The organism is Aureimonas jatrophae (assembly GCF_900104035.1).
GTDB classification, from domain to species: Bacteria; Pseudomonadota; Alphaproteobacteria; order Rhizobiales; family Rhizobiaceae; genus Aureimonas; species Aureimonas jatrophae.
Genome location: NZ_FNIT01000002.1, coordinates 314,970 through 338,040, shown reverse-complemented (window position 1 = coordinate 338,040; position 23,071 = coordinate 314,970). Strand labels below are relative to the sequence as shown.

Sequence of the window (23,071 nt, the reverse complement as noted above, 5' to 3'; positions counted from 1 at the left end):
AGACGGTTCACCTTTCCCGCGTATGAAGAGGCCCTGCTCTCGTCCCGCCCGGGCCGGGTGCCCCGATCGCTCGGCGGAGGTCGCTTGGACTATCTCCTTCTGAAATACATCCATGTGCTGGGCGCGATCGTGATCCTGGGAACGGGAACGGGGATCGCCTTCTTCATGCTGATGGCGCACCGCACGCAGGACGCGGCCTTTGTGGCCCGGACCGCAGGCGTGGTCGTGGTGGCCGACCTCCTGTTCACGGCCAGCGCCGTCGCGATCCAGCCGGTCACCGGGTATCTTCTGGCGGACATGATGGGCGTTCCGCTTGGGAGCGGCTGGCTCGGCCTGGCGCTCGCGCTCTACGTCGTGGCCGGCGCCTTCTGGCTTCCGGTCGTCTGGATCCAGATGCGGATGCGCGATCTGGCCCGATCGGCCGCGGCCTCGGGTCAGGCGCTCCCGCAAGCCTACCATCGCCTCTACCGGATCTGGTTCCTTTGCGGCTTTCCCGGGTTCGGCTCGGTGATGGCCATCCTGTGGCTCATGATCGCGCGGCCCGCCCTATGACCGACACGGAGCGCAAACCCACGGTGGCGATCCTCGGCGCCTCGGGCCTGATCGGCGAAGCGCTTTGCGGGTTTCTGGCAGCTCAGGGCTACGCACCCATTCCGGTGGCGCGGCGCTTTACGCCCGTTCAGCAGGAGGCGTGGCGGGGCCGTCTGCTGCGCTGCCCGCTGGTGGAGGCCGACGAAACCAGCTTGCGCCGGTCGCTCGCCGCGACACGGGCGGACGTCGTCATCAATTGCGTCGGCGTCCTCCAGGACGCGCCGGGCCTGTCGGCATCCGATGCCAATCGCGGCTTCGTGGAGCGACTGGTGAACGCTCTGGCGGATTGGGACGGACCCTCTCCGCTCCTGGTGCATGTGTCGATCCCGGGTCATACCGACGAGGACCGGACGGACTTCAGTCTCGCCAAGCGGGCCGCCGAGGCGGCGATCCGACGCTCGGGCTTGTCCTATGTCATCCTGCGACCCGGTTTCGTCGTCACGGAGGCGGCCTATGGCGGCAGCGCCCTGATGCGGTCGCTGGCCGTTCTGCCGTTCGGTCTTCCCCGGAACTTGGCGGATCGCCCCTTCGCCGTCACCGACGCCCGGGATATCGGTCGGACGGCGGTCGTCCTGCTCGAGGCGTGGCGCGCAGGACGCCGCGATTGGCAGGCGAGCTGGGATGTCATGGACGACGGCGGGACCCGCGTCGGCGATGTCGTTTCCGCGCTCACGGCTCGTCTGGCCGGACCGACCCGCAGGCTCCGGGTCCCGAACGCGATGCTGACCCTGGCCGGCTTCGCCGGCGACGGAGCCGCGCGCCTGGGCTGGCGTCCGCCCGTCCGCTCCACGGCGATCGCGGAGATGCGGCGCGGCGTCGCCGGCGACGCGACCGCCTGGCGGGAGGCGACCGGCCTGACGGCAGAACCGGGCGCCGCGGTTCTGCAGGCGGTCGCGGCCACGGTGCAGGAGCGTTGGTTCGCGCGCCTCTACATGCTGAAGGCTCTCGTCCTCGGCGTTCTTGTCGTCTTCTGGATCGTGTCCGGCGCCATCGCGCTCTCGGTCGCCTTCGATGCGGCCGTGCGCATCCTCACCGACCACGGCTTCGCCGCGCCGTTCGCAAGGGCCGTCACGGTCGCGACCAGCCTCATGGACATCTCGATCGGCGTCCTGATCGCCAACCGGCGAACCTGCCGCCTCGGCCTGGCTGCCGGCATCGCGCTGTCGGTCTGCTACATGATCAGCGCCGCCGTCCTGACGCCGGACATGTGGATCGAGCCGCTTGGAGCGCTCGTGAAGACGGGACCGGCCATCGTCCTGATGATGGTGGGGCTGGCTCTTCTGGAAGACCGGTAGCCGATCGGCACGACGCACCCTTGCGAGCCGGGCGTTCGCCCGGCTGGGGGCATCGCGTTCCGGCGAGACAGCGGTCCCGCAGATCGCGACGCGATCACGAAAGGGTTCCGGCGGGTCAACGGATCGGAAACCATCGCTCCCTAGCCTCGGCGTCCATGACACGCCGCCCGACGCTTCTTCTGCCGCTTCTCGCCGTGCTCGCGCTGTCGGGATGCGCCTCGGCACCCCGCAACACGGCCAACAGCTGCGCGATCTTCGAGCAGCGCTCCGGTCTCGTGACGAACTGGCGGCGCGATGTGACGCGCGCGTCCAACGAGTTCGGCGTGCCCGTCGCGGTGCTGATGGCGACGATCCAGGCCGAGTCGAACTTCGAGCCACGCGCCCGTCCGCCGCGTCGCTGGATCCTCGGCTTCATTCCCGGCAAGCGCCCGTCCACAGCCTATGGCTTCGCTCAGGCGCTCGACGGCACCTGGGCGGAGTACCAGCGCCGGACGGGCCGCACCGGCGCACGCCGCGACCGCTTCTCCGACGCGGTTCACTTCATCGGCTGGTATCATGCCGACAGCCATCGGCGGCTCGGCATCGACCGAGGGGACGCCTACCGCCTCTACCTCGCCTACCATTCCGGCCATGCCGGCTTCGAGCGGCGGGTTTGGGAGGGGCGGCCCGAGGCGCTGCGCGGCGCCAGACGGGCCGCCGACATGGCCCGCCGCTACGCGGCGCAGTTGCCGCGCTGCTGAGCCGCGCTTGGCATTCCGGCGCACCCGGTGTTCTCTCTCCGGGAGAGCGGCCGGGCCCCGGCCCGCAGGGGAGGACGAGCATGGCCGAGACCGAGCGACGCCTGACGGCGAAGGACTTTCCGCCCGAGATTCTGGAGCTGTACGACGGCTACGCCCACGGGCGCGTCACCAAGCGCGAGTTTCTGGACCGCGCCGCCAAGTTCGCGGTGGGCGGGCTGACGGCGGCCGCGATCCTTTCCGCGATGAGCCCGAACTACGCGCTGGCGACACAGGTCGAGTTCACCGACCCCGATATCGTGCCGGAATACGTCACCTACCCCTCGTCCGACGGCCACGGCGAGGTGCGCGCCTATCAGGTTCGCCCGGCCAAGGCGGCGGGCAAGGTGCCGGGCGTCGTGGTCGTGCACGAGAACCGGGGACTCAACCCCTATATCGAGGACGTCGCGCGGCGCGTCGCCAAGGCCGGCTTCGTGGCGCTGGCCCCGGACGGCCTGTCGTCGGTGGGGGGCTATCCCGGCAACGATGAGCGGGGGCGCGAGCTGCAGTCGCAGGTCGACCCGGAGAAGCTCATGAACGACTTCCTGGCCGCGGTCGACTTTCTCGCCGCGCACGAGGCGACGACGGGCAAGGTCGGCATCACGGGCTTCTGCTACGGCGGGGGCGTCGCCAACATGGCGGCCGTCGCGCGGCCCGATCTGGCGGCGGCCGTTCCCTTCTACGGACGCCAGCCGCGCGCCGAGGACGTGCCGCGCATCCGGGCGCCGCTCCTGATCCACTATGCCGAGCTCGACACGCGCATCAACGAGGGTTGGCCGGCCTACGAGGCGGCGCTCAAGGCGAACAGCAAGACCTACGAGGCCTACGTCTATCCTGGCGTAAACCACGGCTTCCACAACGACTCGACGCCGCGCTACGACGAGGCGGCGGCGAACCTCGCCTGGGACCGCACGATCGACTGGTTCCGCCGCTACCTCGCCTGAGCGGGCATCAGACCCGCTCGATCGCCGCCGCGATGCCCTGGCCGACGCCGACGCACATGGTGGCGAGCGCGCGGCGCCGGCCCGTCAGGGCCAGTTCCAGCGCCGCCGTGCCGATGATGCGCGCGCCCGACATGCCGAGCGGATGGCCGAGCGCGATGGCCCCACCGTTCGGGTTCACGCGCGCGTCGTCGTCCGAGATCCCGAGCTCGCGCAGCGTCGCGAGGCCCTGCGATGCGAAGGCCTCGTTGAGTTCGATTACGTCGAAGTCGGCGGGCGTCAGCGCGAGCCGTCGCATGAGCTTCTGCGAGGCGGGCGCGGGGCCGATGCCCATGATGCGCGGGGGAACGCCGGCCGCCGCCCCACCCAGCACGCGGGCGATCGGCTCGAGCCCGTGCCGCCTTGCCGCCGCCTCGCTCGCCACGACGAGCGCCGCCGCTCCGTCGTTGACGCCCGACGCGTTGCCGGCCGTCACCGTGCCGCCCTCGCGGAACGGGGTGGGCAGCCTGGCCAGCGCCTCGATCGTCGTGGCGCGGGGGTGCTCGTCCGTGTCCACCACCTTCGGGTCGCCCTTGCGCTGGGGGATGACGACCGGAACGATCTCGCGGGCCAACCGCCCGTTCGCCTGGGCGGCCGCGGCCTTCTCCTGCGAGCGCAGGGCGAAGCGGTCCTGATCCTCGCGGCTGACCCGGAAGTCCTCGGCGACGTTCTCGCCGGTCTCGGGCATGGAATCCACGCCGTACTGCCGCTTCATCATGGGGTTCACGAAGCGCCAGCCGATGGTCGTGTCGTGGATCTCGGCATGGCGCGAGAAGGCGCTCTCCGCCTTCGGCATGACGAAGGGCGCGCGGCTCATCGACTCCACGCCCCCCGCGATCACGAGATCCGCCTCGCCGGCCCGGATCATGCGCGCGGCCGTCAGCACCGCGTCGAGGCCCGAGCCGCAAAGGCGGTTGATCGTGGTGCCGGGCACGCCGGCCGGCAGGCCGGCCAGAAGCAGCGACATGCGCGCGACGTTGCGGTTGTCCTCGCCCGCCTGGTTGGCGCAGCCGAAGACGACGTCGTCCACCGCCTCCCAATCCACGGAAGCGTGCCGTTCCATCAGGGCTTTCAGCGGCACGGCGCCGAGATCGTCCGCCCGGACGGCGGAGAGCGCGCCGCCGAAGCGGCCGATCGGCGTGCGCACGAAGCTGCAGAGAAAGGCATCCGCCATGGTCAGAGCTCCGGGGCGACGAGGTCGCCGATCCCGTCGGGCAGCACGAGTTCCGCGCCGGTCCGCGCCTGCAGCTCGTCCACGCCAAGCGTGGGCAGCTTCTCGCGCAAGATGAAGCGCCCGCCCTCGATATCGACGACCGCGAGGCTCGTATAGACGCGCGTGACGCAGGCGACGCCCGTCAGCGGCAGCGAGCAGCGCTTCACCAGCTTCGGCTTGCCGTCGCGCGTCACATGGTCGGTGAGGACGGCGACGCGCTTGGCGCCATGCACGAGGTCCATCGCCCCGCCGACCGCCGGAACGCCCTTCGGGCCGGTCGACCAGTTGGCGAGGTCCCCCGTCTCGGCCACCTCGTAGGCGCCGAGGATCGCCACATCGAGATGCCCGCCGCGCACCATGGCGAACGAGTCGGCATGGTGGAAGAAGGCCGTGCCGGGCTTCTCGGTGACCGCCTTCTTGCCGGCGTTGATGAGGTCCCAGTCCTCCGCGCCCTCGGGCGGCGCCTCGCCGAAGCCGAGGATGCCGTTCTCGGTATGGAAGATCGCCTCGCGGCCGGGCGGCTGGAAGCGCGCCACCATCTCGGGCAGGCCGATGCCGAGGTTGACGTAGGCGCCGTCCGCGATGTCCTGCGCGGCCCGCCAGGCCATTTGAGCATTCGACAGACGCGCGCTCATGCGGCGACCTCCGGGTAGCGCGCGCCCGCGCGGTTCAGCAGCTCCTCCTGCGCGGGATCGGGCACCTCGACGACGCCCGCCACGAAGATGCCGGGCGTGACCACATGCTCGGGGTCGATCGCGCCGGGCTCGACGATCCGCGAGACCTGCACGATCGTGCGCGCGGCGGCCATGCACATGAGAGGGCCGAAGTTGCGGGCGGCCTTGCGGAACACGAGGTTGCCGAGCCGGTCGCCCGCCTCCGCCTTGACCAGCGCCACATCGGCCTTGAGCCAGCGCTCCTGGACGTAGGTGCGCCCGTCGAACTCGGCCGTCGGCTTGCCCACGGCCAGATCCGTGCCGTAGGCGGTGGGCGTGTAGAAGGCGGGAATGCCGGCGCCGCCGGCCCGGATGCGCTCGGCGAGCGTGCCCTGCGGCACCAGCTCCAGCTCGATCTCGCCGCGCTGGTAGCGCTCCGTGAAGACGCGCGGGTCGGCCGAGCGCGGAAAGGAACAGACGAGCTTTGCGACCATGCCCTGCTCGATCAGGGCGGCAAGGCCCACGTGGCCGTTGCCGGCATTGTTGTTGACCACCGTCAGGCCCGTCGGCGAACCGGTCGCGAGGAACCGGTCGATCAGGGCGTGGACCAGCTCGATCGGCGCGCCCGAGCCGCCGAAGCCGCCGATCATCACCGTGGCGCCGTCCGCGATTGCGGCCACCGCCTCGCTCAAACTCTCGATCGTCTTGTCCAACGTCTCGCCTCCCGCAGCTCGCCCTCGGGTCCCGATCTAGCCCGTTGATGCCCTGTCTTCACGCGCAAACGGAACGCTGGCCGCGTTTGTGCGCGCGGTGTAGACAGGTGTTCGCATGGCGAACAATCGCGACCATATCGAGTCCCTGGCCAAGGGCCTGCGCGTGCTCGAGGCCTTCGGCGCTGAGCGACCGCGCCTGTCGGTCAGCGAGGCGGCGGCGATCGCCGGGCTCGACCGGGCCGGTGCGCGGCGCTGCCTCCTGACCCTGCACGACCTCGGCTACGCCGACTACGACGGAAAATACTTCTCGCCGACGCCCCGTGTCCTGCGCCTCGGCCTCGGCGCACTGGCCGCGCTGCCGCTTCCCCAGATCGTCCAGCCCTGGCTCGACCAGCTTTCGGAGCGGATCGGCCAGTCCACCTCGGTCTCGGTCCTCGACGAGACCGAGATTGTCTACCTCGCGCGCGCCGCGCAGCGCCGGCTCATGCCGGTCGGGCTGATGCCGGGCTCGCGCCTGCCGGCGCACTGCACCTCGATGGGACGAGTGCTTCTGGCGAGCCTGCCGGAAGCGGAGGCGCGCGCCCTCGTCGAACGCTCCGACCTTTCGCCCCGCACGCCGCGCAGCCTGACGGCGCCGGACGAGATCATGGCGCGGGTGGGCGAGGCGCGTCGGCTCGGCTACGCCGTGATCGACCAGGAGGTGGCGATGGGTCTTCGGGCGCTCGCCGTGCCGCTCCACTCGGCGCACGGGCGCGTCGTCGCCGCGCTCAACACCGGGTTCGCGGCGGGCGACGGGCACCCGGACGACGCGGTGGCGCAGACTCTGCCGGAACTCCTGCGGGTGCAGGACGGCCTACGGCGCGTCCTGCGCTAGATCGCCTGGAACCGCGCGCCATCGACGAGGTCGGTCGCGATGCGCAGCGCGGCGCCGGCGGCTTCCGCCATCTGCGGCAGCACCATCCATTCCAGCGTCCAGGCCGCGCCAGAGCGCTCGTTCTCGTGAATCAGCGACTGGGCGAGCAGCCCAAGCAGCCCGGCGTTGAGACGGCCGAGCGCCACCAGCGCCTCCGCGCCCACCGGGTTGCTCTTGTGTGCCATGGCGGACGACCCACCGCCGCTCGCGAGGCGGATCGCCCCGCGATCGGTCTGGGTGAGAAGCGCGAGATCCTGCCCGACCTTGCCGAGCGTGCCGGCCAGAAGCGCGAAGAGCTGCGCCACGTCGAGGATCGGCGTGCGGTCGCTGTGCCAGGGTGCGGCATCGAGCAGGTCAAGGCGCCGGGCGAGGTCTGCGCGCAGCTCCCGGACGCGCGGCCCGAAGCTGTCGCCCGTGCCGACCGGGCCGCCGAGCTGGATGGGAAGGCGCGACGCCCGCTCGTCTAGGCGCCGCGCGGCCTCGGCCAGCGGGGTGCGCCAGGTCGCGATCTTGTCGGCGGCCGTGAAGGGCAACGCGGCCTGCATGCGCGTCTGCGCCATGACGGCGACCGACCCGTCACGCTCCGCAAGCCCGTCGAGCGCGCCGAGAAGGGTGTCGAGGTGCGTGCGCAACTCCCCGAACACCGCCTGGATCCGCAGCATCAGCCCGGTGTCGACGACATCTTGGCTGGTCGCGCCTTGATGAACGAAGGCATCATGCGGCACGCCGACCGCCGCGCGCAGCGCCCGCACGAGGGCGGGCACGGGCACCCCGTCGCGCGCCATGCCTTGGCGGATATCCTCCGCCGCCCATGGCCAGCGCAAAGCATCCGCCGTACGACCGATGGCGCTCGCCGCCTCCGCCGGGGCGAGCCCGAGCGCGGCCTGCGCGGCGGCGAGCTCGCGCTCGAAGCGGAGCATGGCCGCAAGCTCGGCGTCGGCCGCGAAATGCCGCGCGATCGCGGGATCGCCGGTCAGGCTCTCGACCAGCGGCCGGTTCATGGGCGTCATCGGCCCTCCTTCTCGAGCCATCGGGCTCACATGTCGAGGAACACGGTCTCGCGCTCGCCCTGGAGCCGGATGTCGAAGCGGAACGCGGCGAGCCCGTCGCGCTCGGAGCGTTCCGCAATGAGGGTGGCGCGGCGGTCCGGCTCCGGAATGCGGTTCAGGAGCGGGTCGGCGGCATTCGCCTCCTCCTCGTCGGAGAAGTAGAGGCGCGTGTGGAGGCCGACGTTGATGCCGCGCGCCACGATCCAGACCGTGATGTGCGGCGCTTGGAGGCGCCCGTCGGGATAGGGCACGCGGCCCGGTCGGATCGTCTCGAAGCGGAAGCTTCCGTCCTCGGCCGAGAGCGGCTGGCGGCCCCAGCCCGCGAAATGCGGGTCGGCCTGCCCGCGGGTCTCGGCGGGCGAGGGGTGGAACCCGGCAGCGTCGGCCTGCCAGATCTCGACCAGCGCGTCGCGCACCGGCGCGCCCGCCCCGTCGGTGACGCGGCCCTCGACGAGGATGCGCTCGCCGCGGGTGTCCGGCCCGACCAGCACGAGGCCGAGATCGTTTCGCCAGACGCCGGTGATCTCCACCCAGTTCGGGTTGGTGCCGATATGGACGTAGGGACCGGCCGTCTGCGACGGGGACTCGGGAAGGTAGTCGAGCGGCAGCGTCATCCGTTTCCCTCCGGCCGGTTCTCGAACATCGTGGCCCGGCGGCCGCGCAGGACGATGTCGAAGCGATAGGCGAGCGCGTCCATCGGGATCGTCGCGCGCCGGTCGAGGAGCGCGACGAGCTGCTCGATCGCGGACGCGTCGGGGATCGTGCGGACGATCGGGCACTGCCAGATCATCGGATCGCCCTCGAAGTACATCTGCGTGACGAGGCGCTGCGCGAAGGCGTGACCGAAGACCGAGAAGTGGATGTGCGCCGGGCGCCAGTCGTTGACGCCGTTCGGCCAGGGGTAGGCGCCCGGCTTCACCGTGCGGAAGGCGTAGCCGCCCTCGTCGTCCGTGATGCAGCGCCCGCAGCCGCCGAAGTTCGGGTCGAGCGCTGCGAGGTAGCTCTCCTTCCTGTGGCGGTAGCGTCCGCCCGCATTGGCCTGCCAGAACTCCACCAGCGCGCCGCGCACGGGGCGGCGCGCCTCGTCCAGCACCCGGCCCGAGACGACGATGCGCTGGCCGATCGCCTCGCCGCCGTCCTTTGCGAAGTTGCGGATGAGGTCGTTGTCGAGCGGCCCGATCATGTCGTGGCCGAAGACCGGGCCGGTCTCCTCCGACAAGGTGGTCGGCAGCGACAGGAGCGCGTGGCGCGGCGCGCGCAGGATCGAGGTCTTGTAGGCGGGGGTGAGCGCCGGCGGATGGCGCTCCCGGTCGCGCTGGAAGTAGCTCATCGCCCGCTCTCCCCGGTCACGTCCCGCATCGTGCCCTCGGCCGCCATCTCGGCAAAGGTGCGCTTGGCGATCTTGATCGCGTGGTTGGCTGCCGGCACGCCGGCATAGACCGCGACATGCATCAGCGCTTCGGCCACGTCCGTCTCGCTCGCGCCGGTGTTGCGCGTGGCGCGCACGTGCAGGGCGACCTCGTCGTCCTGGCCAAGCGCGGCGAGCAGCGCGATCGTGACGAGCGAGCGCTCGCGCAAGGTGAGGCGGTCGCCCGCCCAGAGCGTGCCCCAGGCGCCCTCCGTGATGAAGCGCTGGAACGGCGCGTCGAAGGGTGTGGTCGCCTTTTCGGCGCGCTCGACATGCGCCGCGCCGAGCACGCGGCGACGCACCGCCATGCCGGCCTCGAAGCGCGGGGTCTCGGAGGTCGTGTCGCTCACGGGTGGCTCCTTTCGAAATGCAAGGCCAGGAGCCTGGCCGTCTCGGCCGGTTGCTCCGCCGGGGGAAGGTGACCGGCGCCTGCGACGACCTCGAAGCGGCTTGCTGCGATGCGGTCCGCCGTCGCGCGCACGAGGTCGGGCGGGGTGGACTGGTCCTCGTCGCCGACGAGAACGAGGGTCGGTGCCCGGATCGCGGCAAGGCGCTCCGTCAGGTCGGCGTCGCGAATGGCCGCGCAGGTCGCCGCGTAGCCGGCCGACGGCGTCCGGGCGAGCATGTTGCGCCAACCGGCCGCTGCGTCGGGCTCGCGGGACAGGTAGCCGGCGGAAAACCAGCGGCGGATCACGCCGTCCGCGATCGCGGCCGTGCCGCCCGCCTCGACCGCGGCGATGCGCTCGTTCCACATCGCGGGCTCGCCGATGCGCGCGGCCGTGTCGAGAAGCGCGAGCGCCGCCACACGGGCCGGCGCACGCGCGGCGATCTCCTGTGCGACGAGACCGCCGACCGAGAGTCCGACCAGGTGGACGCGGCCCCAACCCAGATGGTCGAGAAGCCCGAGCGTGTCGTCCGCCAGCCCGCTGATCGCGTAGGGGCCGGCGGGCGCATCCGACAGGCCGTGCCCGCGCATGTCGGCCAGAAGGCATTCGAAGCGGTCGGCCAGCCGTTCCACCACGGCGTCCCAGATTCGCATGTCGGTTCCCAGCGAGTTGAGGAACGCGACGCGCGGTCCCGCACCCTTGATCCGGTAGTGAACCAACCGTTGTTCGACGCGCGCGAACGTCATTCCTTCGTCCTCCTTGCCCCGACCTGCGTAGGGGACGAGGATCGCTCATGTAAATTGACGTTTCGGGCCGAACTCATAACCGGGAGGTTCAGATGGTAGCGCTCGACCCCGCCGTTCGCTTGCGGCACCTTGCGACCTTCGTGGCGGTCGCGCGTGTCGGATCGGTGTCGCGCGCCGCCGAGCGGCTGCACGTCACGCAGCCCGCCGTGTCGAAGACGCTACGCGAGCTGGAAACGCTGCTGGGCGCCGCGCTCTTCGATCGGGCGCACCGCACCGTGACCCTGACGAGCTTCGGCCTGCTCTTCCTGCGTCACGCGGAGGCGGGACTGGAAGCCTTCGACGAGGGCGCGCGGGCGCTCAAGGCGGCACGCGATCCGGCCTCGCTGCCGCTGCGCATCGGTGCGCTGCCGACCGTCTCGGCGCGCCTGATGCCGATGGCCATGCAGCGGTTTCTCGCCGAGGGCGTCGGCGCGGTGCCGCGCGTCGTGACGGGACCCAACGACTACCTGCTGGCGCAGCTGCGAGAGGGCCAGCTCGACGTCGTGATCGGTCGCATGGCCGACCCGGAGGCGATGGACGGCTTCCTGTTCGAGCCGCTCTACTCCGAGCCGCTGTGCCTGGCGGTGCGCCCGAACCACCCGCTTCTCGCCGCACCGGCCTTCCGTCCGGCGGCGATCGCAACCGCTCTCGTGCTCGTGCCGCCGCCGGGCTCGGTGATCCGCTCGGTGGTGGACCGCTTCCTCCTGTCGGCGGGCATCCCGGCGCCCCTGCGGGTCGTGGAGACCGTGTCGCTCGCCTTCGGGCGCGCCTTTCTTCTGGATACGGACGCGGTGTGGATCATCTCGGAAGGGGTCGTGGCGCGCGATCTGGCCGAGGGCACGCTGCGGCGCCTGCCGCTCGACATGGCGACGACGCGCGGCGCGGTCGGCGTGACGCGCCGCGCGCGCGTCGCGCTTCCCGCCTCGGCCGAGATCTTCCTGGCCAACCTCCATGAGAGCGCCCGCATCGTGATGGGCCCCGCCTGAGGCGGGTTCAGTGCAGCGAGCCGACCCCGACATAGCGTTCCACCAGCGAGGGTTCGAAGGCCGCCGCGCGCCCATGCCAAGCGAGCCGGCCGCGTTCCAGGACAAGGATCGTATCGGCAAAGGCGAGCGCCGACTCGACGCGCTGCTCGACGAGAAGGATCGTCATGTCGCCACGCGCCGCAAGCGCGCCGAAGGCCGTCATCAGCTCCTCGCACACGATCGGCGCCAGGCCCTCGAGCGGTTCGTCGAGGAGCAGGACGCCGGGTCGTCCGAGGATGGCGCGGGCGGTCGCCAGCATCTGCTGCTCGCCGCCGGAGAGCTGATGCCCGAGATTGCGCCGCCGCTCCCGCAGACGGGGGAAGAGCGCGTAGGCCTCCTCGACGGCGCCGCGCTCGCGCCCCTTCAGGCCGACCAGCAAATTCTCCTCGACCGTGAGCGAGCGGAAGACGTCGCGCCCCTGCGGCACGTAGCCGAGCCCGCCCAGCGCGCGGCGCGAGGTGGGCAGCGATTCCATCGCGTCCTGGCCGACGCGGATGCGCCCCGACCGTTGGCGCGTCAGGCCCATGAGGCTGGCGAGAAGCGTCGTCTTGCCCATGCCGTTGCGCCCGAGGATCGCGAGACGCTCGCCGGCCGCCACGCGGAACGACACGTCCTCCAGGATCACGGTCGGGCCGTAGCCGGCGACGAGCCGGTCCACCTCAACCTCCAGCGCGGGCATCGGCATAGCTCCCGAGATAGGCCTCGCGCACGCCCCGGTCCGAGGCGACGGCCGAGGCGGGGCCGGCGAAGATCACCCGCCCCGCCGCCAGCACGACGACCTCGCGCGCGAAGCGGAACACGAGGTCCATGTCGTGGTCGATCATCAGGACGGCGAGCTCGGCCGGAAGCTCGGCCAGCGCCTCCTCGATCAGCCGCGTCTCGTTCTGCGGCACGCCGGCGGCGGGCTCGTCGAGAAGCAGAACGCGCGGGCGCAGCGCCAGGGCGATCGCGAGTTCGACGAGGCGCTGCTGGCCATAGGCGATCTCGGCCACCGGGCGGCGGCCAATCTCGGCCAGGCGCAGGCCGGCGAGCAGCGCATCGATCTCCGTTGTCAGCGCGGGGTCGCGCTCGTAGTGGCCGAACATGCGACCCGAGCGGTTCTCGCGCTGCAGGATCGCGAGCGCCAGATGGTCGCGCGGGCTGAGGTCGGGAAAGAGCCGCGTCACCTGGAAGGAGCGCACGAGGCCGGCGCGCACGCGCTCCACGGTCGGCGCTCGCGTCACGTCGCGACCGTCAAGCGTCACGGTTCCCGCATCCGGCAGAAGCTGTCCGGTGACGAGGTTGATCAGCGTGGTCTTGCCGGCCCCGTTCGGCCCGATCAGCGCGGTGCGCGCGCCCGGCTCCAGCGCCAGGTCGACGCCATCCGTGACCGCAAGGCCACCGAACCGCTTGCGGAGCCCCCGGATCTCCAGAAGCGCGCTCACGGGCGCCGCCCTCGCGCGGCGAGCGAGCCGTAGAGGCCGCGCGGGGCGAAGAGCACGACCGCGACGAGGAGCGCGCCGACCAGCGTCAGCCAGTGAAACGGATTGGCGGCCGAGACGACATGCTCGAACCACAGGAACACGAAGGTGCCGACCAGCGCGCCCCAGATCGTGCCGACGCCGCCCAGCGCCAGCATGACCAACGCCTCGGCCGAACTCGTGAAGGACAGGGAGTCGAGACCGACGACGCGCGTCGAGACGGCGGCCAGCGCCCCGCCGAGGCCGGCCACCACGCCCGACACGACATACAGGCGCAGGAGCACCGGATAGACCGGCGACCCCATGGCCCGGACGCGCACCGGGTCCTGCCGGATGCCCTGCACGAGGAGACCGAAGGGCGAGCGCACGAGACGGCGCAACACGAAGACCGTCAGGACCAGGACGGCGAGCGCGAGCCAGAAACCGGTGCGCCCGAACAGGTCGAAGCGGTAGAGCCCGAAGAGCGGGCTGGGGCGGATGCCCGAGAGCCCGTCCGAGCCGCCGGTCCAGCCGCTCGCCTTGTTGGCGATCTCGACGGACAGCTGCACCACGGCGATCGAGAGCACGAGCTGCGGCAGGCCGTGCGCGCGCAGGATCACCGCGCCCGAGACGAGGCCCGCCAGCGCACCGCAGACCGCGCCAACGAGGAGAAGGAGCAGCGGGTCGCCGACGCCGAAATGCACCGACGCGATGCCCGCCCCGTAGGCGCCCGCCCCGAACAGCGCGGCGTGGCCGAGCGTCGCGACGCCGCCGTAGCCCGTCACGAGGTCGAGCGAGAGCGCCAGCAACGCCAGCGCGATCAGGCCTGTCAGGAACGACAGGCTGGTGGGAAACAGCCAGTAGCAGGCCACGCCCGCGAGAAGCACGACCAGCGTGCCCGCGCAGTCGGCGAGAAGCCCGGTGCCGGGCCTCTCCCGACCGCCGGAGCCAAGGCGCGGCAGCGTCAGGCTCATGCGGCGCGCCCCATCAGGCCGCGCGGAAAGACGAGGATCACCGCGATCACGGCGAGGTAGAAGAAGAACTCGCCGAAGTCCGGCATGAGATAGCGGCCCGTCGTGTCCACCGCACCCAGGAGAAGGCTTGCCAGAAGCGCACCGGGGATCGAGCCCGCGCCGCCGACGCAGACCACCACGAGAAAGGTCACCATGTAGCGCAGCGCGTAGTAGGGCTCGATCGGCAGGAGTTCGGCACCGATGACGCCGCCGAGCGCGGCCAGGCCCGTGGCGAGCGCGAAACTCACCGCATAGACGCGCTCGGTGCGCACGCCCAAGGCGGCCGCCATGGAGGCGTTGTCGACACTCGCCCGCAGGCGCACGCCGAAGCTCGTGCGCTCCACCAGGAGCCAGAGCGCGGCGGCGATCGCAAGGCCGCTGAGGATCGCGAAGATCCGGTGGGCCGAAACGGTGCGGAAGCCGAGGTCCACCGGCGCGCGCAGCGTATCGGGCAGCGGAATCGTCTTCAGCGTCGGCCCGAGCAGCCAGTTGGCGATGCCGATGATCAGGAAGGTGATGCCGATCGTCATCAGGACCTGCGTCAGCTCCGGCCGGCCGTAGATCGGCCGATACAGGAAGCGCTCCAGCGGCAGGGCGAGCGCCACGGTGAAGAGAACGGCGCCCACGAGCATCAGCGGAAAGGGCACGCCCATCGACGTCCCGAGCCACGAGGCGGCATAGCCGCCGACCATCGCGAAGGCCCCGTGCGCGAGGTTCACCACGCGCATCAGCCCCATGGTCAGCGACAGGCCGATCGAGATCACGAAGAGCACCATGCCGTAGGCCAGCGCATCCACCGCGATCGACAGCACGAGCTGCATGTCCCCTCCCCGTGCTCGGGCGCGTCCTACTTCGTCCAGCCGAGATCGGGCGTGTCGGCGAAGCTCTGGATCTCGCGGTTCTCGAAGCCGTCGCCCGCCTTGGCCACCTCGCGCAGGTAGATGGTCTGGGTGGGCGAGCGCGTCTCGGGATCGATCGTGACGGGACCGCGCGGGCTCTCGAAGCGCATCCCCTTCACCGCCTCGACTGCGGCCGCCGCGTCCTGCTCGCCGCCGGTCGCCTCGATCATCTTCGCGATGACGCGCATGCCGTCGAAGGCGCCGACCGCGGGGAAGGTCAGGAGCTTGGGGTCGCCGATCGCCTTTCCGGCCGCCTCGACGAAGCTCTTGTTCTCCGGGCTGTCGTGGGCGACCGAGTAGTGGAAGGTCGTGAGGAACCCTTCCACGCTCGCGCCCAGCGCCGGCAGGTCGGACTCCTGCGTCAGGTCGCCGGTGGACAGGAAGGTGACGCCCGCCCCCTTGAGCCCGTTGTCGTTGTAGGCGCGCGCGAAGGCGAGCGTCGGCGGCCCGGAGGGCAGGAACGCGAACAGCGCGTCGGCGCCGCTCGCACGCACCCGCTGCATGATCGGCGAGAAGTCGTTGGCGGCGAGCGGCATGCGGATCTTCTCGACGATCTGGCCGCCCTTGGCCTCGAACGCGGTCGAGAAGGCGCCTTCCGCGTCGGCGCCCGGCCCGTAGTCGCTGACCACAGTGACGACGCGCTTCAGGCCCCGCTCGGCCGCGACGGCGGCCATGGGCGCCGAGGTCTGCGGCAGCGTGAACGAGGTCCGCACGATCAGCGGCGACTGCTTGGTGATGGCGGAGGTCGCGGCGTTGAAGATGACGAGCGGCGTGTTGGCCTCTTCCAGAAGCGGAGCGATGGCGAGCGCGTCGGGCGTGAAGTAGACGCCGGCGAGATACTGGACGCCGTCCGAGACCACGAGTTCCTGGGCGAGCGTGCGGGCGCGCGCCGGATCAGCCGCCGGAAGGTCGCGGTAGACGACCTCGATCTCGTCGTCGCCGACCGCCTGGCCGTTGAGTGCCATCCAGGCGTCGATGCCGGCCTGGAAGTTTCGCCCCTGGTTGGCGAAGGGCCCCGAGAAGGGGCCGATCACGCCGACCTTGATCGTGTCGGCGATGGCGCCTGTCGTGAGAAGCGCGAGGGCGGATGCGGCCAGGAGGCCGAGCGGCAGGCGTGTCACGGTACGGAATCCTCCCAGAAACCCCAGACGGCGTCCCGAATCGGGCCCTGCTCGCCCGCCTCGCGCCGTTCTCCGACGATCAGGTAACCGCCGGCAGGTCGCGCCGTCTAATCACCTTCGCCCGCTCTAGCATAACCCTCGGGTCATGGGTGAGTGCCGAGCGAATCGTCGGCGAGATGACGGAAGGCGAGCGGCGCGGTGCCGACCCGCGCCCGGAAGAAGCGGCTGAAATAGGCGGCGTCGCGAAACCCGAGGCGGTAGGCGACCTGTGCGACCGGCAGGGCGGTATAGGCCAGGAGCCGCTTGGCCTCGACCAGTCGCCGGTCATGGATGAGGCGTGCGGGCGAGCGGCCGGTGACGCGCCGGCAGGCCCGCGTCAGATGCGAGGGCGAAACGCCGATCTCGCGCGCGTAGCGGCTCAAGGACCCGGCCTCGGCATAGCTTGCCTCCACACGTGCGAGGAAGCGGCGCACGATCGGCACCAGCGGCTCGCCGCTTCCCTCCTCCCCCGCATCCGCACGGCGCGCCACCCACAGGGCGAGAAGGGCGGCACGGGCCGAAAGGGCGGCCTCGCGCCCGGCGGCGAGATCCCCGTAGTCGCGCAGAAGCGTTTGGGCGAGAAAGCGCGCCTCGTCCCAGTCGCCGCCCGGCAGCGCGGCGTCCAGCGTGAGGAACCGGCCGAGGCGCCCTAGAACGGCCGGCGCGAGCGCCAGGCCGTTCTCCAGGATCGCGCTCGGCACGCTCACCACGATCCCGACCGTATGCGGGGTGAAGTCGTAGGCGTGAACCACCAGCGGCGGAACCCAGGCGAGCGCGGGCGCGACGAGTTCCAGGCGTCGGCCCTCGGCGCTGGCGCTCGCGCGCCCTTCCGTCACGAGCAGCGCCTGGAAGAGATGGGAATGGCGATGGGGGGCGATGCGCCAGCCGAGCCCCGACGAGCGACTGGAGATCGTCTCAGCGTGGACGCCCGCCCGCAGACGCTGCCCCTCGGCCTCGCCATAGAGGGCATAGACCGGGATCGGAAGCAGGTCGGAACGCACGGAACACATGGGAAGGCCGCCAAGGATCGAATTGTCCAAGTCTTTGCTTGAAACCGCCTGTACGGCAAGGCGCAACGCGTCGCTAGGATCCAAACCCGACACGCGGCGCGGGAGGCGCGAGCCGCAACGGATGCGAGGAGGCGGTCAGCTGTGCGAACGCAGGTCGCGATCATCGGCAGCGGTCCGGCGGGACTTCTGCTCGGCCAGCTTTTGGGACGGGCCGGGATCGACACGATCATCCTGGAGCGCGCGACGCGCGAGCACGTCCTGTCTCGCATCCGCGCGGGCGTCTTGGAGCGCGGAACGGTGCGCCTTCTGGAAGAAGCCGGCGTCGGCGAGCGGCTGCATCGCGAGGGCCTCGTCCATACCGGCGTCGAACTCGCCTTCGACGGCGACCGCCTGCGCCTCGACCTCGAGGATCTGACGGGCGGGGCGAGCGTGACGGTCTACGGACAGACCGAGGTCACGCGCGACCTGATGGAAGCGCGCGAGCGGGCCGGTTGGTTGACGGTCTTCGAGGCGCAGGACGTCGAGATCCACGACGTCGAGACCCCGCGCCCTTCCGTTTCCTTCACGGCGCAGGACGGACGGCGCACCCTCGCCTGCGACTTCGTGGCGGCCTGCGACGGGTTTCATGGGATCGGCCGCCGCACCGTGCCGGAGAGGGTGCTGCGGTGCTTCGAGCGCGTATACCCCTTCGGCTGGCTCGGCCTTCTGACGGATGCGCCGCCGGCGACCCATGAACTCGTCTACGCCAACCACGCGCGCGGCTTCGCGCTCCTGTCGATGCGCTCGCCCACGCGCTCGCGCTACTACGTCCAGGTGCCCCTGGAGACGCGCGTGGAGGAATGGAGCGACGAGCGCTTCTTTACGGAACTGCGCCGGCGACTTCCCGACGCCATTGCCGACGGACTTCCCACCACGCCGTCGATCGAGAAGAGCGTCGCGCCGCTGCGCTCCTTCGTGGCCGAGCCGATGCGCTTCGGCTCGCTGTTCCTGGCCGGCGACGCGGCGCACATCGTGCCCCCCACCGGAGCCAAAGGGCTGAACCTGGCCGCCGGCGACGTCCACTACCTTTCGAACGGTCTGATCGAGCATTACCGGGAGCGGAGCGACGCCGGGCTCGACCGCTACTCCGAGCGCGCCCTGGCCCGCGTATGGAAGGCCGAGCGCTTCTCGTGGTGGATGACGTCGATGCTGCACCGCTTCCCCGAGATGGACGCCTTTGCCGAGCGCATGCAGCGCGCCGAGTTCGACCATGTGGTGAGCGTGCGGAGCGCGGCGGCGAACGTGGCGGACAACTATGTCGGCCTGCCCTTCTGACGACGCGGGACGACGGGCGGCTTTCCAGGACGGCCGGTGCGCGTCAAAGCTCGGCACCTGATGCGAACGGGAGGAACGGCATGGATATCAGCCTGATCATCGCGGGCCGCGACGAGGCGGCCGCCGGCGGGGCGACCTTCGAGCGCGAGGATCCCGTGACGGGTGCGGTCGCGACGCGCGCCGCATCGGCCCGCAAGGCCGACGTCGACCGGGCGGTCGAGGCGGCCGCGCAAGCCTTTCCGGCCTGGTCGCGCACGGGCCCGACCGAGCGGCGCCTGATCCTGAACCGCGCGGCGGACCTCCTGGAGACGAAGACCGCGCGGTTCATCGAGGTGGCACGCGCCGAGACCGGCGCGACCTCGCCCTGGATCGGGTTCAACGTCATGCTGGGCGCCCGCATCCTGCGCGAGGCAGCCAGCATGACGACGCAGATCAAGGGTGAGGTCGTGCCCTCCGACAAGCCGGGGACGCTGAGCCTGGCGTTCCGCCAGCCGGTCGGCGTCCTGGTCGGCATGGCGCCCTGGAACGCACCGGTGATCCTTGCCGTGCGGGCGTTCGCCATGCCGCTCGCCTGCGGCAACACGGTGGTGCTCAAGGCCTCCGAGACCTGTCCCCATACGCACCGCATGATCGTCGAGACGCTGCACGAGGCCGGCCTGCCGGCAGGCGTCCTGAACCTCGTCACCCACGCCGCCGCCGACGCGCCGGAGGTGGTCGAGGCGCTGGTGGCGCACCCCCGCGTCAAGCGCATCAACTTCACCGGATCGACGCGCGTCGGCCGCATCATCGCGATGGAGGCGGCCAAGCACCTGAAGCCCGTGCTGCTCGAGCTCGGCGGTAAGGCGCCGCTGGTCGTGCTCGACGACGCCGACCTCGAGGCGGCCGTGAACGCGGCCGCGTTCGGCGCCTTTCTGAACCAGGGCCAGATTTGCATGTCGACCGAGCGCATCATCGTCGACGAGCGCGTGGCCGACCGCTTCGTCGAGCTCTTCGCCGCCAAGGCCGCCACGCTCCCCTTCGGCGATCCGCGCGAGCCGGTGGTGCTCGGCGCGGTGGTCTCGCGCCGGGCGGCCGAGGCGGTGGGAGAGCTGGTGGAGGACGCCGTGCGGGCGGGCGCCCGCGTGGTAGCGGGCGGCGAAGGTGCCGGCACGATCCTGCCTGCGACCGTGGTGGACGGCGTGACGCCGCAGATGCGGCTCTTTCGCGAGGAGAGCTTCGGCCCGGTGGTGTGCGTCGTGCGCGCCCGCGACGCCGACCACGCGGTGGAGCTGGCCAACGACACCGAGTACGGCCTGTCGGCCGCCGTGTTCGGTCGCGACGTCTCGCGGGCGATGGAGGTCGCGCGGCGGATCGAGAGCGGCATCTGCCACATCAACGGCCCGACGGTGGGCGACGAAGCGCAGATGCCCTTCGGCGGGACCAAGGCGTCGGGATACGGACGGTTCGGCGGAACCGCCGCGATCGCGGAGTTCACCGAGTTGCGCTGGATCACGGTCGAGGACCCGAACCAGCACTACCCGTTCTGAGGCGCGGCGATCAAAGGTCCGTGGCGTCGGGGGGCGTGTCGCCCTCCAGGGCCCCGTCGCCCGGGGGCGGCGCGACCGGATCCGGCCCTTTCAGCATCGTGCCGTTCACGGTGACCGAGCCGTCCGCCATGGCCTCCACGATCCATTCGAGGCGCCCGTCGTCGCGCGGGCGCCCGATGCCCTTGGCGAACTGGATCACGCCCACCGCCTGGTAGAGCTCGGGCTGCGTGGCGGCCGCGGCCTGCAGGGTCGTGAGGGCCTGGTCGAGGCCGCCGACATCCACCGCGATCCGGGCCTCCGGCTTGGAATCCTGGACCGTGAACGCGCCGCTGAAGGCGATGTCGTAGTCCCGGGCGCGGATCGAACCCGGCTTCAGGACGCTGCGCATGTTTTCGAGGTTGAAGGCGGCGGTGACGCGGGCCTGCGCCTCGGGCGACAGGGGCGGATCCTGCCGGAAATCGACCTCGCGCAGCGCCAGATCGGCGGGCGCCGCCAGGTCGAGGCCCGATATGGCGAAACCGAACGTCAGCTCGTCCGGCAGGAGCGTGGCGGACCAGGACGGCAGGAAGGCGCTCGCAACGTCGATCCCCGACAGGGCCATGTCGATGTCGAAACCGGCATCGCGTCCGATCCCGGAGAAGCGCAGATCCTGCCGCGCCTGCCCGATCGTGAGGTCGCCGTAGAGCGAGGAGACGTGGAACGCCTCGGCCGACGTGGAACCGGTCAGGCCAGCCCACAGCGGCAGAACCTCGCGCAGGGCGGTCTTGAGCTCGGCGCCGAAGGGACCGGCCAGGGCGCCCTTGGGATCGGCTTCGAGCGCGGCGGCGTTGCGCAGCACCAGGGCGTAGAGATCGCGGATCGCGACCGTGCGCACGCCCTCGGCGCGCCCCTCGCTCCGCACCCCGGTCGCGGCCACGTCGAAGCCGAACGAGGAGAACGGCGTCCCCTCGCCCTGCGGGACCTGGACCGTGGTTGTCTGCTGGAACCCGTCGTAGCTCTGCCGGAACTCGACGTCCGCCCCGCCCGCCGCATTCGCGCGGGCGCTCGTCGTGAACGAGGTGGACCGGATCGCGGCAACGGAGCTCGACAGGGCATCGCGCTGTTCGTTGCGCGTGCCTTCGGCCCGCAGTTCACCCTGCGAGAAGGCGGCGAGTGCCGGCGAGAAGACGCCCCGGAAGCTTTGGCTATCCTGCCGGTAGAGAAAGGTCTGCGTTCGTCCCTCGACCGTGGGTGCGGCCTCGACCTCGATCGCGTCGTCGCTGGAAACGTCCCAGTCGCCGTCGGGCCGCTCCGCGAGCCGGTAGCGCAACGGACGGAATTGCACCGCCGATCCGGCAAGATCGGTGAGAAGCGGCGCGGGGTCGATCACGAGGCGCTGGCCGGTCGAATCGGCCTCGAGGCGCAGGAGGCCGCGCTCGAAGGGAACGGCCGTGAGGTAGGTCTCCAGCGTCCGGCGCAACGCGGCGACGGCTTCCGGCACCTTGGCCGCCTCGCTGCCCGCCGAGGCGACCGCGGCCGGCGTTTGTGCCGGCGCCGGGGCCGGCGCGAGAAGCGTCAAAGCGAAAGCCGATACGAGCCGATGCCGAACCATCGCAAAACTCCCGGTTGCCTCGGCTCCGACCTATACGCGAAGGAGCGGGCGCCCCCAAGCCCGTCCCGGCGGCCTTGGGGCCGCCGGAACCGGTTCGCGGATCTTAGTTCAGCTGGCTCGGGGAGTAGTAGCCCGAATCGATGACCACCTTCTGGAGGTTGTCCTTGGTCACCAGAACCGGAGTGAGGAGCTGCGAGGGCACCACCTTGGCACCGTTCTCGTAGGTCGTCGTGTCGTTGACGGCAGGCTCGCGGCCGTTGCCGATCGCGTCGATCATGTCGACCGTCGTGTTGGCGAGCTCGCGCGTGTCCTTGAACACCGTCGAGGTCTGCTGGCCGGCCAGGATAGCCTTCACCGAGGGCAGATCCGCGTCCTGGCCCGAGATCACGGGCATGGGCTTGTCGCCCGAACCGTATCCGACCGCGGTGAGCGCCGAGATGATGCCGATCGCCAGGCTGTCGTTGGGCGACAGGATCGCATCGACCTTCTTGTCGCCGTAGTAGGACGACAGGAGGTTGTCCATGCGGGCCTGGGCGATCGCCGGATCCCAGCGCAGCGTGCCGATGCGCTCCATGCCCTTCTCGCCCGAGACGAGAACGAGCTTGCCCGAGTCGATATAGGGCTGCAGCACGCTCATCGCGCCGTTGTAGAAGAAGGTCGCGTTGTTGTCGTCGGGCGAGCCGCCGAACAACTCGATGTTGAACGGACCCTTGCCGTCCTTGAGGCCGAGCGCGTCGGCGATCGAGGTGCCCTGCAGCACGCCGACCTTATAGTTGTCGAAGGTCGTGTAGTAGTCGACGTTCGGTGAGTTGCGGATCAGGCGGTCGTAGGCGATGACCTTGATCCCCTTGTCGTGCGCCTGCTGCAGAACATCGGTCAGCGTCGTGCCGTCGATCGAGGCGATCACCAGGACCTTCACGCCAGCCGACACCATGTTCTCGGCCTGGCTGAGCTGGGTCGGGATGTCGTCCTCGGCATACTGCAGGTCGGTCTGGTAGCCGCGATCCTTCAGCGACTTCACGATGTTGTCGCCGTCCTGGATCCAGCGCTGCGACGACTTCGTGGGCATGAGCACGCCGACCGTACCCTTGTCCTGCGCCTGGGCGGAAGCCCCGGCCAGCATGAGACCGAGGGCCGCGCCCGCGAGCAGCATGTATCTGCGATTCATGTGATCCTCCCCGGCCCCCAACGGCCTACGGGTGACATACGTACCTCACGTCTCGCGACTTAAACAAGGGGTGGTCCCCGGCCGCCCCCAGACGGCGCGCACGTGTCGCGGTTCGCGCTTTCGGCCAGGTCGTTTGCCGGCGCTGCGGGGCACCTGCCCCTTCA

Annotated in this window: 24 protein-coding genes; 8 read left to right on the top strand and 16 right to left on the bottom strand. The window is 70.9% G+C overall.

The features are described from left to right. Positions 1-84: 84 nt before the first annotated feature. From BLQ76_RS06005 to yghX, 4 genes are all read left to right on the top strand, one after another. Positions 85-552: a DUF2269 family protein gene (locus BLQ76_RS06005; RefSeq protein WP_090670405.1), complete on the top strand. Its 468-nt coding sequence runs from the start codon at positions 85-87 to the stop codon at positions 550-552. Beyond that, positions 549-1,886: an SDR family oxidoreductase gene (locus BLQ76_RS06000; protein WP_090670402.1), complete on the top strand. Its 1,338-nt coding sequence runs from the start codon at positions 549-551 to the stop codon at positions 1,884-1,886. The genes BLQ76_RS06005 and BLQ76_RS06000 overlap by 4 nt, the downstream gene beginning before the upstream one ends. 155 nt (positions 1,887-2,041) lie before the next feature. Continuing rightward, entirely contained in the window at positions 2,042-2,626 is a 585-nt protein-coding gene (locus tag BLQ76_RS05995; protein ID WP_090670399.1) for a transglycosylase SLT domain-containing protein, read from the top strand. 80 nt (positions 2,627-2,706) lie between these two features. Further along, the gene (yghX, locus tag BLQ76_RS05990) at positions 2,707-3,606 is read left to right on the top strand and encodes a YghX family hydrolase (RefSeq protein WP_090670396.1); all 900 of its coding nucleotides are present in this window, start codon (positions 2,707-2,709) and stop codon (positions 3,604-3,606) included. A gap of 7 nt (positions 3,607-3,613) precedes the next feature. Here yghX and pcaF read toward each other — a convergent pair whose 3' ends face one another. The 3 genes from pcaF to BLQ76_RS05975 are packed head-to-tail and all read right to left on the bottom strand — an operon-like array spanning position 3,614 to position 6,221. Continuing rightward, positions 3,614-4,816, bottom strand: a complete 1,203-nt coding sequence (pcaF, locus tag BLQ76_RS05985; protein ID WP_090670394.1) for a 3-oxoadipyl-CoA thiolase — start codon at positions 4,814-4,816, stop codon at positions 3,614-3,616. A gap of 2 nt (positions 4,817-4,818) precedes the next feature. Beyond that, a complete protein-coding gene (locus BLQ76_RS05980) occupies positions 4,819-5,490 on the bottom strand; it encodes a 3-oxoacid CoA-transferase subunit B (RefSeq protein WP_090670391.1) in 672 nt (223 codons plus the stop codon). Beyond that, positions 5,487-6,221: a 3-oxoacid CoA-transferase subunit A gene (locus BLQ76_RS05975; RefSeq protein WP_090670388.1), complete on the bottom strand. Its 735-nt coding sequence runs from the start codon at positions 6,219-6,221 to the stop codon at positions 5,487-5,489. Before BLQ76_RS05975 ends, BLQ76_RS05980 begins: the two co-directional genes overlap by 4 nt. 115 nt (positions 6,222-6,336) lie before the next feature. Here BLQ76_RS05975 and BLQ76_RS05970 point away from each other — a divergent pair, with 115 nt between their 5' ends. Then, a complete protein-coding gene (locus BLQ76_RS05970) occupies positions 6,337-7,095 on the top strand; it encodes an IclR family transcriptional regulator domain-containing protein (RefSeq protein ID WP_090670385.1) in 759 nt (252 codons plus the stop codon). Here BLQ76_RS05970 and BLQ76_RS05965 read toward each other — a convergent pair. Genes BLQ76_RS05965 through pcaD form a run of 5 tightly spaced genes read right to left on the bottom strand, consistent with a single transcriptional unit; the run spans position 7,092 to position 10,723 of the window. Then, entirely contained in the window at positions 7,092-8,144 is a 1,053-nt protein-coding gene (locus tag BLQ76_RS05965; protein WP_090670382.1) for a 3-carboxy-cis,cis-muconate cycloisomerase, read from the bottom strand. The two genes, BLQ76_RS05970 and BLQ76_RS05965, sit on opposite strands and share 4 nt — an antisense overlap. A gap of 26 nt (positions 8,145-8,170) precedes the next feature. Beyond that, on the bottom strand, positions 8,171-8,797 hold the full coding sequence (gene pcaG, locus BLQ76_RS05960; protein WP_090670380.1) for a protocatechuate 3,4-dioxygenase subunit alpha: 627 nt from the start codon (positions 8,795-8,797) through the stop codon (positions 8,171-8,173). Further along, a complete protein-coding gene (pcaH, locus tag BLQ76_RS05955; RefSeq protein ID WP_090670377.1) occupies positions 8,794-9,513 on the bottom strand; it encodes a protocatechuate 3,4-dioxygenase subunit beta in 720 nt (239 codons plus the stop codon). Before pcaH ends, pcaG begins: the two co-directional genes overlap by 4 nt. Then, positions 9,510-9,941, bottom strand: coding sequence for a 4-carboxymuconolactone decarboxylase (pcaC, locus tag BLQ76_RS05950; protein WP_210184147.1), 432 nt, complete (start codon positions 9,939-9,941; stop codon positions 9,510-9,512). The genes pcaH and pcaC overlap by 4 nt, the downstream gene beginning before the upstream one ends. After that, entirely contained in the window at positions 9,938-10,723 is a 786-nt protein-coding gene (pcaD, locus tag BLQ76_RS05945) for a 3-oxoadipate enol-lactonase (RefSeq protein WP_090670374.1), read from the bottom strand. Before pcaD ends, pcaC begins: the two co-directional genes overlap by 4 nt. A gap of 92 nt (positions 10,724-10,815) precedes the next feature. On the opposite strand from pcaD, the gene pcaQ reads away from it, so the two are divergent. Next, on the top strand, positions 10,816-11,748 hold the full coding sequence (pcaQ, locus tag BLQ76_RS05940) for a pca operon transcription factor PcaQ (RefSeq protein WP_090670371.1): 933 nt from the start codon (positions 10,816-10,818) through the stop codon (positions 11,746-11,748). Between the two features lie 7 nt (positions 11,749-11,755). Here pcaQ and BLQ76_RS05935 read toward each other — a convergent pair whose 3' ends face one another. The 6 genes from BLQ76_RS05935 to BLQ76_RS05910 all read right to left on the bottom strand — a co-directional run bounded on the left by BLQ76_RS05935 (position 11,756) and on the right by BLQ76_RS05910 (position 17,308). Continuing rightward, positions 11,756-12,466, bottom strand: coding sequence for an ABC transporter ATP-binding protein (locus tag BLQ76_RS05935; protein WP_090670369.1), 711 nt, complete (start codon positions 12,464-12,466; stop codon positions 11,756-11,758). Further along, positions 12,447-13,211, bottom strand: coding sequence for an ABC transporter ATP-binding protein (locus tag BLQ76_RS05930; RefSeq protein WP_090670366.1), 765 nt, complete (start codon positions 13,209-13,211; stop codon positions 12,447-12,449). Before BLQ76_RS05930 ends, BLQ76_RS05935 begins: the two co-directional genes overlap by 20 nt. After that, positions 13,208-14,200: a branched-chain amino acid ABC transporter permease gene (locus BLQ76_RS05925; protein WP_090670363.1), complete on the bottom strand. Its 993-nt coding sequence runs from the start codon at positions 14,198-14,200 to the stop codon at positions 13,208-13,210. Before BLQ76_RS05925 ends, BLQ76_RS05930 begins: the two co-directional genes overlap by 4 nt. Continuing rightward, positions 14,197-15,060: a branched-chain amino acid ABC transporter permease gene (locus BLQ76_RS05920; RefSeq protein ID WP_090670360.1), complete on the bottom strand. Its 864-nt coding sequence runs from the start codon at positions 15,058-15,060 to the stop codon at positions 14,197-14,199. Before BLQ76_RS05920 ends, BLQ76_RS05925 begins: the two co-directional genes overlap by 4 nt. Positions 15,061-15,086: 26 nt before the next feature. Next, positions 15,087-16,259 (bottom strand): ABC transporter substrate-binding protein, encoded by a 1,173-nt coding sequence (locus BLQ76_RS05915; RefSeq protein WP_090670357.1) that lies wholly within the window; start codon positions 16,257-16,259, stop codon positions 15,087-15,089. 143 nt (positions 16,260-16,402) lie between these two features. Continuing rightward, positions 16,403-17,308 carry a helix-turn-helix domain-containing protein gene (locus BLQ76_RS05910; protein ID WP_090670354.1) on the bottom strand — a complete coding sequence of 302 codons (906 nt, stop codon included), beginning with the start codon at positions 17,306-17,308 and terminating at the stop codon, positions 16,403-16,405. Positions 17,309-17,449: 141 nt separating this feature from the next. Between BLQ76_RS05910 and pobA the strand changes: the two genes are divergently transcribed. Both pobA and BLQ76_RS05900 read left to right on the top strand, forming a co-directional pair. Further along, positions 17,450-18,622: a 4-hydroxybenzoate 3-monooxygenase gene (gene pobA / locus BLQ76_RS05905; RefSeq protein WP_090670351.1), complete on the top strand. Its 1,173-nt coding sequence runs from the start codon at positions 17,450-17,452 to the stop codon at positions 18,620-18,622. A gap of 80 nt (positions 18,623-18,702) precedes the next feature. After that, positions 18,703-20,148: an aldehyde dehydrogenase gene (locus BLQ76_RS05900; RefSeq protein WP_090670348.1), complete on the top strand. Its 1,446-nt coding sequence runs from the start codon at positions 18,703-18,705 to the stop codon at positions 20,146-20,148. A 10-nt stretch (positions 20,149-20,158) separates the two neighbouring features. On the opposite strand, the gene BLQ76_RS05895 is transcribed toward BLQ76_RS05900, so the two are convergent. Then, on the bottom strand, positions 20,159-21,739 hold the full coding sequence (locus tag BLQ76_RS05895) for a hypothetical protein (protein WP_090670345.1): 1,581 nt from the start codon (positions 21,737-21,739) through the stop codon (positions 20,159-20,161). Between the two features lie 103 nt (positions 21,740-21,842). Continuing rightward, a complete protein-coding gene (chvE, locus tag BLQ76_RS05890) occupies positions 21,843-22,907 on the bottom strand; it encodes a multiple monosaccharide ABC transporter substrate-binding protein (protein WP_090670342.1) in 1,065 nt (354 codons plus the stop codon). Positions 22,908-23,071: the final 164 nt, after the last annotated feature.